The organism is Verrucosispora sp. WMMD703 (genome assembly GCF_049178935.1).
Lineage (GTDB): Bacteria > Actinomycetota > Actinomycetes > Mycobacteriales > Micromonosporaceae > Micromonospora > Micromonospora sediminimaris.
The window spans coordinates 6,039,841-6,052,509 of record NZ_JBMHMM010000004.1; the positions used below are offsets into that span (position 1 = coordinate 6,039,841).

Annotated in this window: 12 protein-coding genes; 3 read left to right on the top strand and 9 right to left on the bottom strand. The window is 72.2% G+C overall.

What is annotated here, in order from left to right; genetic code table 11:
- The first annotated feature begins 21 nt into the window (after nt 1-21).
- Nucleotides 22-1,197, top strand: coding sequence for a class I SAM-dependent methyltransferase (locus ACN26Z_RS28040; RefSeq protein WP_421464102.1), 1,176 nt, complete (start codon nt 22-24; stop codon nt 1,195-1,197).
- A gap of 118 nt (nt 1,198-1,315) precedes the next feature.
- Nucleotides 1,316-1,768 carry a helix-turn-helix domain-containing protein gene (locus ACN26Z_RS28045; protein WP_210937859.1) on the top strand — a complete coding sequence of 151 codons (453 nt, stop codon included), beginning with the start codon at nt 1,316-1,318 and terminating at the stop codon, nt 1,766-1,768.
- 8 nt (nt 1,769-1,776) lie between these two features.
- On the opposite strand, the gene ACN26Z_RS28050 is transcribed toward ACN26Z_RS28045, so the two are convergent.
- Complete coding sequence (locus tag ACN26Z_RS28050; RefSeq protein ID WP_421464104.1) at nt 1,777-2,802, bottom strand: hypothetical protein; 1,026 nt, start codon at nt 2,800-2,802, stop codon at nt 1,777-1,779.
- Nucleotides 2,803-2,871: 69 nt separating this feature from the next.
- Nucleotides 2,872-5,046 carry a DEAD/DEAH box helicase gene (locus tag ACN26Z_RS28055; protein WP_421464106.1) on the bottom strand — a complete coding sequence of 725 codons (2,175 nt, stop codon included), beginning with the start codon at nt 5,044-5,046 and terminating at the stop codon, nt 2,872-2,874.
- 92 nt (nt 5,047-5,138) lie between these two features.
- Between ACN26Z_RS28055 and ACN26Z_RS28060 the strand changes: the two genes are divergently transcribed.
- Nucleotides 5,139-5,936 (top strand): hypothetical protein, encoded by a 798-nt coding sequence (locus ACN26Z_RS28060; protein WP_282236783.1) that lies wholly within the window; start codon nt 5,139-5,141, stop codon nt 5,934-5,936.
- Nucleotides 5,937-5,940: 4 nt separating this feature from the next.
- Here ACN26Z_RS28060 and ACN26Z_RS28065 read toward each other — a convergent pair whose 3' ends face one another.
- The 7 genes from ACN26Z_RS28065 to ACN26Z_RS28095 all read right to left on the bottom strand — a co-directional run bounded on the left by ACN26Z_RS28065 (nt 5,941) and on the right by ACN26Z_RS28095 (nt 12,397).
- A complete protein-coding gene (locus tag ACN26Z_RS28065) occupies nt 5,941-6,687 on the bottom strand; it encodes an SDR family NAD(P)-dependent oxidoreductase (protein WP_421464108.1) in 747 nt (248 codons plus the stop codon).
- Between the two features lie 183 nt (nt 6,688-6,870).
- Entirely contained in the window at nt 6,871-8,001 is a 1,131-nt protein-coding gene (locus ACN26Z_RS28070) for a branched-chain amino acid ABC transporter permease (RefSeq protein ID WP_093403527.1), read from the bottom strand.
- On the bottom strand, nt 7,998-8,888 hold the full coding sequence (locus ACN26Z_RS28075; protein WP_093403525.1) for a branched-chain amino acid ABC transporter permease: 891 nt from the start codon (nt 8,886-8,888) through the stop codon (nt 7,998-8,000). Before ACN26Z_RS28075 ends, ACN26Z_RS28070 begins: the two co-directional genes overlap by 4 nt.
- Entirely contained in the window at nt 8,888-9,664 is a 777-nt protein-coding gene (locus ACN26Z_RS28080; protein WP_421464110.1) for an ABC transporter ATP-binding protein, read from the bottom strand. The genes ACN26Z_RS28075 and ACN26Z_RS28080 overlap by 1 nt, the downstream gene beginning before the upstream one ends.
- Complete coding sequence (locus ACN26Z_RS28085) at nt 9,661-10,404, bottom strand: ABC transporter ATP-binding protein (protein WP_093403522.1); 744 nt, start codon at nt 10,402-10,404, stop codon at nt 9,661-9,663. Before ACN26Z_RS28085 ends, ACN26Z_RS28080 begins: the two co-directional genes overlap by 4 nt.
- A gap of 6 nt (nt 10,405-10,410) precedes the next feature.
- Nucleotides 10,411-11,616 (bottom strand): substrate-binding domain-containing protein, encoded by a 1,206-nt coding sequence (locus tag ACN26Z_RS28090; protein WP_282236779.1) that lies wholly within the window; start codon nt 11,614-11,616, stop codon nt 10,411-10,413.
- Nucleotides 11,617-11,941: 325 nt separating this feature from the next.
- A complete protein-coding gene (locus ACN26Z_RS28095; RefSeq protein WP_421464113.1) occupies nt 11,942-12,397 on the bottom strand; it encodes a hypothetical protein in 456 nt (151 codons plus the stop codon).
- Nucleotides 12,398-12,669 lie beyond the last annotated feature (272 nt).

Consider the following 12,669-nt stretch of genomic DNA (forward strand, 5'->3'; position numbering starts at 1 on the left):
CCCTCCCCGAAAGATGGAGCGATGCCCGAACCACTGGACTCCGCCCTGGCCGAGGTCCGCTCGATGCTGCTCGGACCGAGCCTGACCCGGGCCGTGGCGGCCGGACGGCGGCGCGGCCAGCGTCCCTCGGTGATCCGGGCCGAACTGCGGCCCGTCGCCCTCAAGGCCGGTCAGCGGTTGCAGATCTCCACCTCCGACGGAGCCCGGCCACACTCCCGAAACCTGAGCCCGGGGCCGGAGGCGGACGCCGCGGTGGAGGCGCTGCTGGCCGAGCCGTTCGGCAACTGGCATGTGGAGACCGCCGACGCCACCCTGCAACTGCGGGTCACCAAGTCGGGCGAGGCCCAGGTGCACCGCAGCACGGCGAGCCGGTCGGCCGCTCCAGCGGCAGCGACCGGGCACGACCGGACCAAGGAGTACCTGCTCGATCCGGGCGATCCGCTCTTCGCCGAGATCGGCGGCTCGGCGGCCAAGCGACGACAGGTGGACGCGTTCCTGCGGGCGCTGACCGCCACCCTTCCGGACGGGCTGGCCGGGCAGTTGGACCGACCGCTGCGGGTGGTGGACCTGGGTTGCGGCAACGCGTACCTGACCTTCGCCGCGTACCGCTACCTGTCCCGGTCGGGCCTGGACGTCGAGCTGGTCGGCGTGGACGTGCGCGACGACCAGCGCCGCCGCAACACCGAGCTGGCCGAGCGGCTGGGCTGGGCCGGACGGGTGCGGTTCGTCGCCGGCACGATCGCCGACGCGGCTGTCGAACCACCGCCCGACCTGGTGCTCGCACTGCACGCCTGCGACACCGCCACCGATGAGGCGCTGGCCCGGGCGGTGGGCTGGCACGCCCGCTGGGTGCTCGCCGCGCCGTGCTGCCACCACGACGTCGCGAGGCAGCTGCGTAACCGGCCGGCACCGGGGCCGTACGACCTGCTCACCCGGCAGGGCATCCTGCGGGAGCGCTTCGCGGACGTCCTCACCGACGCGCTGCGTGCCGGGCTGCTCCGGTTGCACGGCTACCGGGCCGAGGTGGTCGAGTTCGTCGACTCCGCACACACCCCCCGGAACCTGCTCATCCGGGCCCGGCGAACCGGTGCCGACCCGACCGCCGCCCAGCGCACGGAGTACCGGGACCTGGTCTCCCAGTGGCAGGTCACACCCCGGCTGGAGACGCTGCTCACGCAGGCTTCGCCCACGGTGTGACGGATTAGCGGCTCGCCACCGGAATCGTCTGGTCGATCAGTCAGTTGTCGAGCGCCCTTCCCGTACTACTCTCGAAGAGCGCACCGTCGGGTGCCGGTCGGGAGGGAAGACCCACCGGATGGGTTCGGCAGAGGTTTCGCCGCAGATGGCCTTCGCGCGTTTCGTACGCCGCGCCATCGACGATGCCCGCGAGGAGCGCGGCTGGACCGTCACCGACCTGGCCGCCCATACCGGCGTCGGTCGCTCGACCGTCTTCCGCTGGCTCGCCGGTGACTGGCAGGACTATCCCGAACTGGCAAAGGTCCGAGGCTTCTGCGCCGCGCTCGATCTGCCGGTGGCGGCTGCCTTCCGCGCTCTCGGTCTGCCCGACGCGGGCCCCGGGTCCTGGCGACGTGGCGACGACGGCCCGGTGGAGGCCGATGTGCGGGTGATCCTGCAACGGTTGGCGGATCCGGCGGTGCCGGCCGAAGAGAAACACCACATCCGCGACCTGCTGCGCTACCTCGCCCGCCGGCCGGTCCGCCGGCCGGCGGACCCCACCGCCGCACCGATGCGCCGGACGGCGGGCTGACACAGGGCCTAAGGCACCGACACCGTGAACTCTGCCGTGCGTACCTCTCCCCCCGTGGCGAAGTCCAGGTAGAGGCGGTACCGCCCGGGCCCCGGCGTGGTCAGCCAGAACCGGATCGCCCCGTCGGCCAGCTCCGCCTCCGGGTGCACGTGCAGATAGCCGAGGTCGCCCTCGCGCAACGCGACGAGGTGACCGTACGCGCCGAGGTAGCGCTCCAGCGCCGGGCCGGCGCCGTCCGCCCCCGTGATCCGGAAGTCGACCGGCACGGTGAGCCCGGGCTGGGGAACCCCCTGGTACGTGACGGTGAAGTCGTCGGCCCTGGCCGTGGTCGCCGGTGTGGGCAGGTCACGAGGCGTGTAGCTGCCGGGCGCGACCAGATCCACCCCGAGCGTCGTCGCCGTCTGTCGGCCGTCGTCGGCGACGGCGGTGAAATCGGCGTACGCGCGCCAGACGCCGGGCGACGGCAGCGTGAGCGGCACCGACCAGGTGCCGTCCACCGCCATGGTCGGATGCAGGTGCTGATAGCCGGACAGGTCCCGACGCACCACGATCACGTGCATCGGCTTGTCGTGCACCACCGCGAACCGGGTGACCGTCCGCCGCTGCCCGTCCCGGATCTGGAATCGCAGCTCACCTGCCTGACCGACGGTGAACTCGGCGGTCATCGGGGCCAGGGTGTAGCCGTCGCGGCTGACGGCCAGACCGCCGGCCTCGGCCGCCGCGTCCTGGTCGGCGCCGTGCGAGTGCGCGCCGGCGCCGGGGGCGTGGGGGTGATCGGCCAGCGCGCTGTCGGTGCCGCCGGCCGCCGTGGGGCCACCGCCCCCGTTGATCCGCCCGAGCCCGAATCCGAGCAGCACCGCCAGCACGAGCCCGCCCACCACCAGCGCCAGCCGCAGCGTGGCGCGATCCGGTACGGCCGAGGCCGCGGCAGGCGCCCGGCGGGCCGGCGTCACGCCGGAGTCCTGACCGGCGACTGGTCGCTCGGTGGTGCGTACCGACCCGAGCGCGGGCGCGTCGGGTGCCTGGTCAGCCATGCGCCCACCGTACCGCCGGGCGAATCGGACACCCGGCGGGCCGACCGGATCGTGGTTCCGGTCGCATCCTCAGGCGGCGACGGCGAGTGCGAGCGGCAGCACGCCGGTGGCGCCGGCGCGGCGCAGTTCCCGGGCCGCCATCGTCATGGTCCAGCCGGAGTCGACCAGGTCGTCCACCAGCAGCACCGGGCCGTCCAGGTCGGCGACGGCCTCGGCGAGACGGTCGGGGACGGTGAGGGTGCCGTGCAGGGCGCGTACCCGCTGCGCGCTGTTGCCGCGCGGACCGTCGGCGGCCACCGACCCGGTGGGGATCACCTGGCCGAGCAGCGGCAGCCGGCCGACGGCGGCGATCCGCTCGGCCAGCGAACCGACAAGCGCCGGACGGGTCCGGGAGCCGACCGCGACCACCCCGGCCGGGCGGTCCGGCCAGGGGTCGTCACCGTGCGCCCACGCCTTGAGCACCTCGACGACGGCGGCGGCCACGTCGTCGGGCACCGGGCCGTCCGGCGCGTCCGGGCCGACCAGCCCGCGCAGCCGACCGCCCCAGCCGAGATCCGACAGCCGGCCGACGGCGCGGCCCGGCAATGCCTGGTCCGTCGGGGCGATGCGCCCCTTCAGGGGTACGCCGACCGACTCCAGCCCGGTCGGCCAGAGCTTCTTCGGCGCGACCTGCACCCCGGGGCGGCCGAGGAAGGTCTGCGCGGCGGTCAGCGCGGCCGCCGACACCTCGGGCGGGAACAGCGGCTCGGCGCAGCGGTCACACCGGCCGCAGTCGACCGCCTCCGCATCGTCCAGACATTCGCGCAGGTAGCGCATCCGGCAGCCGGTCGTCGCCGCGTACTCGACCATGGCTTGTTGTTCGGCGGTGCGGGCGGCGGCGACGCGACGCAACCGGGCCTCGTCGTAGGTCCAGGGCTCCCCGGTGGCGAGCCAGCCGCCCCGTACCCGGCGGACCGCGCCGTCCACGTCGAGCACCTTGAGCATCAGTTCCAACCGGGCCCGGCGCAGATCCACCAGCGGCTCCAGGGCCTGCGTGGACAGCGGCCGGTCGGTGTGCAGCGCGGCCAGCACCGCGCGGACCTGCTCCTCGGGCGGGAAGGCCAGTGAGGCGAAGTACCGCCAGATGGCCGCGTCCTCGGCACCGGGCAACAGCAGCACCTCGGCATGTTCGACGGCCCGCCCGGCCCGGCCGACCTGCTGGTAGTACGCGATCGGCGACGGCGGCGCGCCGAGATGCACGACGAAGCCGAGATCCGGCTTGTCGAAACCCATGCCGAGCGCGCTGGTGGCCACCAGGGCTTTGATCTTGTTGTCCAGCAGGTCCTGCTCGGCGGCGCGGCGGTCGGCGTCCTCGGCCTGCCCGGTGTACGCGGCCACCGCCCAACCGCGCGAGCGGAGGAACTCGGCGGTCTCGGTCGCCGAGGCCACCGTCAACGTGTAGACGATGCCCGAACCGGGGAGCCGGTCCAGGTGGTCGGCGAGCCAACCGAGCCGGTGCGCCGGGCTGGGCAGGTCGAGCACGCCCAACCGCAGCGACTCCCGGTCCAGGCTGCCGCGCAGCACCAGGACGTCCGGTCGCGGCCCGGCCGCCGCTGTCGGTTCGGTGCCCAGTTGCTCGGCCACGTCCCGGGTCACCCGGGCGTTGGCGGTGGCGGTGGTCGCGAGCACCGGGGTGCGCTCGGGCAGGTTACCGAGGAAGGTGCGCAGCCGGCGGTAGTCCGGCCGGAAGTCGTGCCCCCAGTCCGACACGCAGTGCGCCTCGTCGACCACCAGCAGACCGGTGGTGGCGGCCAGCTTCGGCAGTACGGCGTCCCGGAAGTCCGGGTTGTTGAGCCGTTCCGGGCTGATCAGCAGCACGTCCACCGTGCCGGCGTGGATCTCGGCGGTGATGGCGTCCCACTCGTCCAGGTTCGCCGAGTTGATGGTGCGGGCCCGGATGCCGGCCCGGGCCGCCGCGTCGACCTGGTTCCGCATCAGGGCCAGCAACGGCGACACGATCACGGTCGGGCCGGTGGGTCCGGCCCCGGCGCCCTGGCCGTCGCGGTCGCGCAACAGCGCCGTCGCCACGAAGTACACAGCCGACTTGCCCCACCCGGTGCGCTGCACGCAGAGCACCCGACGCCGGTCCACCACCAGCGCCTCGATCGCCCGCCACTGGTCCTCGCGGAGCCGGGCCTGCGCGCCGGCCAGCCGCCGCAGCACCGCCTCGGCCCGCTGCCGTACCACCGTCCGTTCCTGGCCCATCCGACGTTTCTACCAGCGTCGCGGCGGCAGAGCCGGGCCGCGTCCGGGAGTGTGTTCTACCATTCCCGTTCGATACCGGAGAGAGAGACGAGATGACTCAGCGAACCGGCACCACCGCCACGACCCGCCGTCTCGCGGCCGTGGCCGCCGCCCTGCTGGCCGCGACAGTGGTGGCCGGCTGCGACGACGAGGCCACTCCGGCGGCGGCGCCACCACCGCCGGACCCGAAGCAGGAGCTGCTGGCGGCCGTGCCGGGTGAGCAGGACCCGGCCTTCCGCTTCACCACCAGCGACTCGTCCGGGGACGTCTCCGGGGTGGTCGACCCGGTGAACCGGGGCATGGACATCGACACGGTCACCAAGGACAAGGACTTCACGCTTGAGATGTCCTTCCGGATGGTCGAGTCACGCACCTGGATGAAGGTCAACTTCAAGGGTGCCAAGGACATCCAGAAGCTGATGAAGCTGCCAACCAAGTGGATGGAGCTGGATCCGGCGAAGATCGAGGGACCGGACTCGCTGCCCACCTACGAGGGCACCGACCCGGGCAACGCCGACGCGATCATCCGCGCGGCCTCCGATGTCCAGGCCGGTGAGCCCGGGACGTACACCGGTGTGGTGGACCTGTCCGTGGTGCCGGAGCTGGCTGACGCCCTGGAGGGCGTGGCCGCGCTCGACGACACCGACGGGCAGCTTCCGCTCAGCGCGGTGGTCGGCGCGGACGGCAACCTGTCCTCGCTGACGCTGGAGATCCCGCCGGCCGGCAAGAAGAAGGCGTCCGAGTACGTGGTCGAGTACTTCGACTTCGGTGCCGCCCCCGCCGTCGTCGCGTTCACCGAGGAGCAGGCCCAGCAGGCCCCGAACGCCGCGTACGACCTGCTGAACGGCTGACGGGTCAGCGGCCGAACACCGACCCCCCGTTGACGCCGAGCACCTGCCCGGTGACGTAGCCGGCGGCGGGGCTGGCCAGGTAGCGCACCGACTCGGCGACGTCGTCCGGCACCCCGGCCCGGCCGACCAGGGTCGCGGCCACCCGCTGCGCGTGGCCCTCGGGGGTCATCCGGCCGTCGAAGAACTCGGTCTCCGCGACGTAGCCCGGGCTGACCACGTTGACCGTGATCTGATCCGGCCCGAGTTGGGCCGCGAGGCTGTACGCCCAGCCGTGCAGCGCCGCCTTCGCCGCCGAGTACGCGTCACCGCCACCGCGCTGTGCGGCGATGGAGCTGATCAGGATCACCCGACCGCCGGGCCGGCGCAGTGCCGGCCGCAGCGCCTCGGTGAGCAGCACCGCGGTGAGCACGTTGGTGTCCAGGGTCGCCCGCCAGTTCGCGGCGATCCCGGCAAGCGTGTCACTTTCCGCGCTGTGGTAGCCGCCGGCGTTGTTGACAAGCACGTCGACCGGCCGACCACCCACCGCCTCGACCACCTTCGCCGCCTGGTCCGGGTCGGTGAGGTCCGCCGTCACGGCACGGATCGCCTCGGGACGGCCACATTCGGCGCCGATCCGCTCGACCGTCGCACTGAGCACCTCCGCGCGCCGGCCCAGAACCAGCACCGAGCACCCGTCCAGGACGAGCGACCGTGCCACCGCCGCCCCGATCCCCGTACCGCCGCCACTGACCACGGCCAACCGCTCGCTCATGCCGTCCTCCCCGTCGCTGCTTTTCCCGCACGCGCCCGGCCGGACCCGCCACCGCCGTGCCGCAGCGCGACGGTGACCAGCCGGATGCCCGGCTGGCCGGACCGACGCGTCGGTCCGGCCACCGATCATGAGGCTAGCGCGGCGGGACGGCACGCCGTCCGTGCCGTCCCGCCGACCGCCTGATCAACCTCGCTGGCGGGAGCCGGGACGCAGGGAGTCACGGAGCAGGGCCAGGCGAGGAGCGAGGCTGGCCAGGCCACCGGGGAAGAAGTAGACGGCCAGGATGAAGACCGTGCCGAGCACGAACAGCGGCTGGGACAGCGGCCGGCTGAGGAACGCCGGCAGCGCGTTCACCGCGTCGGAGGTGCCGAACGACACCAGTCGGTGGTCCAGGTACATGTAGAGGATGCCGCCCAGCACCGGACCCCACCGGGTACCCGGCCCGCCGAGGACCACCATCACCAGCAGCGACAGGGTCAGCTCGCTGCTGGTGATGTGCGGCGAGGCACCGCCGACGATCAGGCAGTAGACCGCCCCGCCGGCCGCCGCCAAGCCGCCAGCCAGCGTGAAGGCGACAAGCTTGAAGCGGTACGGATCCAGCCCGAGCACGCCGATGCGGCGCTCGTCGTCGCGCAACCCGGCCAGCACCCGCCCGGTCGGCGAGCCACTGACCCGGTGCACCACGAAGACCACCACCACGAGATACGCCAGCGCCAACCAGTACAGGTTTACCGTGTTGGTGACCCCGACCAGCCCGTCCGGCAGCCCGGCGACGTCAAGCGGCAACCCCTCCTCACCACCGGTGAGGCCACCGAAGTCCCGGGCCACCAGGATCGCCCCGACCTGCGCGAACGCCAGCGTCACCATGGCGAAGGCGATGCCGACCGTACGCAGCGCCACGGCACCGAGCAGCCCGGCGAGGATGGTTCCGCCCACGATGGCCAGCGGTGCGGCCTGCCACAGCGGCAGCCCGGCCCGGGTGATCAGGATGTCGGTGCCGTAGACGCCGGCGGCGAAGTAGAGGGCGTGGCCGAAGGAGAGCATTCCGGTGCGCCCGAAAAGCAGGTCGTAACCGGCCGCCAGACCGCCGAAGACCAGACACACGGCGAGCAGTTGCAGGGTGCCCGGCGAGTTCAGCGCGCCCTCGAAGATGCCCGGCAGGTGCAGCGTCGAGTACGGCAGGATCAGCGCCACCACCAGCGCGACCAGCGGCAGGAACGGGCGGAGCCGGCCCCAGCGGCCTGGTTGCTCGGTCAACTCGTCGGGCACCGCCGCCGGTGGTGCCGAAACCTCGGGGCTCTTGACCTCGGTCATGCCGTAACCGCCTTCCCGGCGATGCCCTGCGGACGCAGCAGCAGCACCACGGCCAGCAACGCCACCACGCAGATGTCACCCAGTCCGGAGGTGCCGTAGTAGTTGACGAACTGTTGCAGCAGCCCGACCGCGACCGCCGCGTACGCGGACCCGACCACCGAGCCCATGCCGCCGATGACCACCACGATGAACGCGAAGATCAGCAGCGAGCCGCCCTGCTGCGGCGAGACGGTGCCGAAGTAGACGCTGCCCAGCGCCCCGGCCAACGCTGCCGCCGCCCCGCCGATGGCGAAGACCAGGGTGAACGCCTTGCGTACGTCGATGCCCAGCGCGGTCACCATCTCCCGGTTCTCCACGCCGGCCCGGATGATCAGGCCGTAGCGGGTCCAGCGGAGGAAGGCGAGGATCGCGCCGAGCACCAGCGCCGCAGCGACGATCAGCAGGAGACCTCCGTTGGGCACCTGCGCGCCGAAGATCGAGGTCACCTCGCGGGTCCATGCCGGACGGGGGAAAGGTCGGGCGTCGGCGCCCCAGGTGGCCTGCAACAACGCCACGCCGGCCAGCGAGAGGCCGACGGTGACCAGCACCTGCTCGATGGTGCGCGAGTAGAGCGGCCGGATCAGCACCAGCTCCACAAGCACCGCCATCAGCGTGCCGGCGGCCACCCCGAAGGCGACCGCGACCACGAAACCGAGGCCGTCGGGGCCGGCGCCGGGCAGGTTCCCCGCCGCCCACCAGGTGGCGTACGCGCCGACGCCGAGGAACAGCCCGTGCGCGAAGTTGAGCACGTCGGCCAGGCCGAAGACCAACGACAGCCCGGAGGCGACCAGGAAGTAGAGGGCGGCCAGGCCGAGCCCGGTAAGCGTCAGCAGAATGATCGCGTCCATCAGTTGCCGTCCTCCGAGGCCGACGCGGCGGCGGACGGCTGGCTGGCGGGCTGGTGGCCCTCTGCCGAGCCGACGCCGAGCAGGGACCGGGTCAGCGCGGTTTCCAACAGCAACTCCTGGGCGTCGCCGGCCCAGGCGACCCGTCCGGCGGCGAGCACCACCGCGTCGCGGGCCAGCCGCCGGACCACCGCCAGGTTCTGCTCGACCAGCAGCACCGGCACGGACTCCGCGACCCGTTCCAGCACCTCGGCCACCTCGGTCACCACCTTCGGCGCCAACCCCTTGGTCGGCTCGTCGACCAGCAGCAGCCGGTTGTCGTTGAGCAGCACCCGGCCGATGGCGAGCATCTGCTGCTGCCCACCGGAGAGCGATCCGGCCCGCTGCCGGGAACGCCGGTCCAGCTCGGGAAAGAGTGCGAACACCCGGTCGTACGCCGGGGTGGTGCCGCGCCGCTCGGCGAGCCGCAGGTTCTCCGCGACGGTGAGTCCGGCGAAGACGCAGCGGTCCTCGGGCACGTAGCCGAGCCCATCGCGGACCAGGCGGTGGGTCCGCTGGGAAAGCAGGCTCCGGGCGCCCATCCGGACCGTGCCGCGTACCTCGCCGCTGCGCGGAGTCAGCCCGACGACGGCGCGCAGCGTGGTGGTCTTGCCGACCCCGTTACGGCCGAGCAGCACGGTGACCCCGGTCGGCGCGACCGTGAACGACACTCCCTGGAGGATGTGCAGCCCGGCGATCCGGACCGACAGATCCTCCACGGTCAATACGGGTTCGCTCACAGCGACTCCCCGAGGTAGGCCTCTTGTACGGTCGGGTTGGCCATCACCGTCTCCGGCGTGTCGCACGCCAGCAACGCGCCGTGGTGCATGACGGCGATCCGGTCGGCCAGTTCGAGGATCACGTCCATGTGGTGCTCCACCATCAGCACCGCTCGACCGCTGTCCCCGGTCAACGCACGGATCACCTGGACCAGTTCCGGCACGTCCTCGGCGCTGACCCCGGCCATCGGCTCGTCGAGCAGCATCACCCGTGGCTCGCCGGCCAGCAGCAGGGCGATCTCCAGCTTCCGCTTCTCGCCGTGGGCGAGGGTGCCGGCCAACGCCGTACCCCGGTGGGCCAGGCCGACCCGGTCGAGCGCCGCGTCGGCGGCGGCGGCGACCTCCCGGTCGGCCGCCGCCCGCCGCCACAGCTTCAGCGAACCCCCGCGGTGTGCCTGCACGGCGAGCCGGACGTTCTCCCGCACGCTCAACGAACCGAACACCGAGGACGCCTGGAACGTACGGCCCAGGCCCAGCCGGGCCCGCCGGTACGGCGGCAGGGCAGAGATGTCCTGTCCGTCCAGGGTCACCCGGCCTTCGGTGGCCCGGCGCAGGCCGGTGATCAGGTTGAACAGTGAGGTCTTGCCGGCGCCGTTGGGACCGATCACGCCGAGAAACTCCCCGGGTGCCAGGTCCAGATAGACGGAGTCGACGATGGAGACCTCACCGATCCGCCAGGTCAGACCGCGGGTGGCGAGCATCTCGCGTCAGCCCTTCATTGCCTGGACCGGCGGCGCGGTCTCGTCACCGGTGAGCGCCTTCTGAGCGGTCGCGGTGAACGTGTCGCCGCTGCCGGTCAGGCTCGCCTGGTACATCGGCTGGAGCAGCGCGTGGTCCTCGGCACGGATGGTCATGCTGCCCTTGACGCTCTCGAAGCTCCAGCCCTCCAGCGCGGTGACCATCTTCTCGACGTCGTCGCCACCCTCGGTCACGGCGCGGACCACCATCTGGGCGGCGGCGAACCCGTCCGGGTGGAACAGGTCGAGCGTGCCGCCGGGGACCTTCGCCTTGGCGGCCTTGGCCGCCTCGGTGTCGCTGGCCCCGTCGAAGTAGTGCGACAGGAAGGAGATCTTGCTGCCGGCGGCACCGAAGGTCGGCCAGGAGGCGCGGATGTCCAGGCCCGTGACGACCGTGGTGGAGGTGAGCACGCCCTGCTGGTCCAGGGTCTGCCACATGGCCGGGGCGGTGGTACCGGCCCAGGCCACGAAGAGCAGGTCCGGCTTGGCGGACTTGATCTGGCTGGCGAACGGGGTGAACTCGGTCGCGCTGGCCGGCGCCCGGACGGCGCTGACGCTCGCGCCGGCTCCACCGATGACGGCCTTGACCGCGGCCTCGTTGGCGTCGCCGAAGGCGCCGTCCTGGGCGAAGACCACCACCTTCTTGCCGGCCGGGTCGCCGATGAACGACTTCGCGGTCACCACGTCCTGGTACGACTGCCGGCCGGAGCGGAACGTGTACTTGTTCGCGCCGGTCACCGCGTCGGTGGCGGCCGGGCCGGAGATGAACAGCACCTTGTTCTGCGCGGCGATCGGGGCGACCTGGAGCGCCACGCCCGAGGCCGTCGAACCAGCGATGATCTTGTTGCCCTTGCCGATCAGATCCTTGGCTGCGGAGACCGCCTTAGCCGGGTCACCGGCGTCGTCAACCTCGGTGATCTCGATCGTGCGGTCGCCGACCTTGTTGGTGCCGTCGGTGGCGAAGTCCAGGCCGGCCCTGAACCCCTCGATGTACTGCTTTCCGTAACTGGCCAGCGCTCCCGACTGGGAGTAGACCAGACCAACCTTCACCGGGGCGGCGCTGTCGCCGCCGCCGTTGGCGGTGTCCTGAGGGCTGCCACAGGCCGTGGCGGCGATCGCCGCGGCCATCATCGTGGCGGCGGAGATGAACACCCGCCGTGTCGTCCGGACCGTCATTGCGACTCCACGTGAGGACTCAGAGGGAGGAACCTTATGTGTCGGCTCACGCTAGAAGTGACGTCACCCACGGGCCATGTGGTCGAAACACACAAGTAACCGGGCCGAGGTGGCCGGCACTTACAAGCCCGGAGCCCGGGCGCACCGGCCCAGCACAACGGCGGTCGCCCGCTGCCACGGTTCGCGGCCGTCATGTGTCGCCCCCCGCCACGGTCCGCCGCCCACTCGCGAACGCTCTCCGGCGACGACGAGTTGCGGCATGTCGGGGCGTCCGGGCCAGCCGAAGGCACAGGTCGCGGTGTCTCGCGGGACGGCGGCCCGTTTCCTACCCGGCGGACAGCTGCTCGGCCAGTCGGTCCAGGCCGCTCTTGATCAACCGGCCGTAGTCGTCGTCAGCGAGCTCGACCATCCCCGCCTCCGCGCGGTGGAGGTGGTCGCGGGCCAGGTCGAGATCACCCAGTCTGCGGTAGCAGTCACCGAGGTTGAGGTGCAGTGACGGATACAGGCCGGCCACGGTCATCGGCACGCCGGCCTCCGCGACCCGGGCGTCGGTGAGCTGGTCGGCCGCTGCCAGCGCCCGCTGATCCCAGAGCAGCTCCCGGTGAAGGTCGTCCTGCACATCGGCCATCGAGTGGGCGAGGACGCAGACGTGCAAGGGGTCGCCCCGCTCCCCGCCGATCTCGTCCCAGATCTGCGCGAACAGGTCGCGAGCGGCCTCGCGCTGGCCTTGTTGATGATGCAACTCGACCCCGTGGCCGATGCGCACCAACGTCGCATCCATGATCATCCGCCGCCCAACCCGACGTCCCTCCGCAGCCCACCCACCTACCTCGCCGACGCTACGTCCACGACCCACAATCCAATACCCCGCAACCCTTCGAGAACGGCGGTGGTCGCGGGAGACAGCAACATCCCCAAAGTTGCAGGGTCGCCAGCGCCCGAGGCGGCAGTATCCCCGAAGTTGCCGGCTAGACCGGGACGGGACGGGGCAGAGCAAGGGCGGGTCGGGGTGCGGGGCGTCGGGATGTCGGTTCAGGCCCGGAACCGCGCGCA

Coding starts and splice junctions, on each gene's coding strand:
- ACN26Z_RS28040 (WP_421464102.1), top strand. CDS start 22: ATGCCCGAACCACTGGACTCCGCCCTGGCCGAGGTCCGCTCGATGCTG.
- ACN26Z_RS28045 (WP_210937859.1), top strand. CDS start 1,316: ATGGGTTCGGCAGAGGTTTCGCCGCAGATGGCCTTCGCGCGTTTCGTA.
- ACN26Z_RS28050 (WP_421464104.1), bottom strand. CDS start 2,802: ATGGCTGACCAGGCACCCGACGCGCCCGCGCTCGGGTCGGTACGCACC.
- ACN26Z_RS28055 (WP_421464106.1), bottom strand. CDS start 5,046: ATGGGCCAGGAACGGACGGTGGTACGGCAGCGGGCCGAGGCGGTGCTG.
- ACN26Z_RS28060 (WP_282236783.1), top strand. CDS start 5,139: ATGACTCAGCGAACCGGCACCACCGCCACGACCCGCCGTCTCGCGGCC.
- ACN26Z_RS28065 (WP_421464108.1), bottom strand. CDS start 6,687: ATGAGCGAGCGGTTGGCCGTGGTCAGTGGCGGCGGTACGGGGATCGGG.
- ACN26Z_RS28070 (WP_093403527.1), bottom strand. CDS start 8,001: ATGACCGAGGTCAAGAGCCCCGAGGTTTCGGCACCACCGGCGGCGGTG.
- ACN26Z_RS28075 (WP_093403525.1), bottom strand. CDS start 8,888: ATGGACGCGATCATTCTGCTGACGCTTACCGGGCTCGGCCTGGCCGCC.
- ACN26Z_RS28085 (WP_093403522.1), bottom strand. CDS start 10,404: ATGCTCGCCACCCGCGGTCTGACCTGGCGGATCGGTGAGGTCTCCATC.
- ACN26Z_RS28090 (WP_282236779.1), bottom strand. CDS start 11,616: ATGACGGTCCGGACGACACGGCGGGTGTTCATCTCCGCCGCCACGATG.
- ACN26Z_RS28095 (WP_421464113.1), bottom strand. CDS start 12,397: ATGGATGCGACGTTGGTGCGCATCGGCCACGGGGTCGAGTTGCATCAT.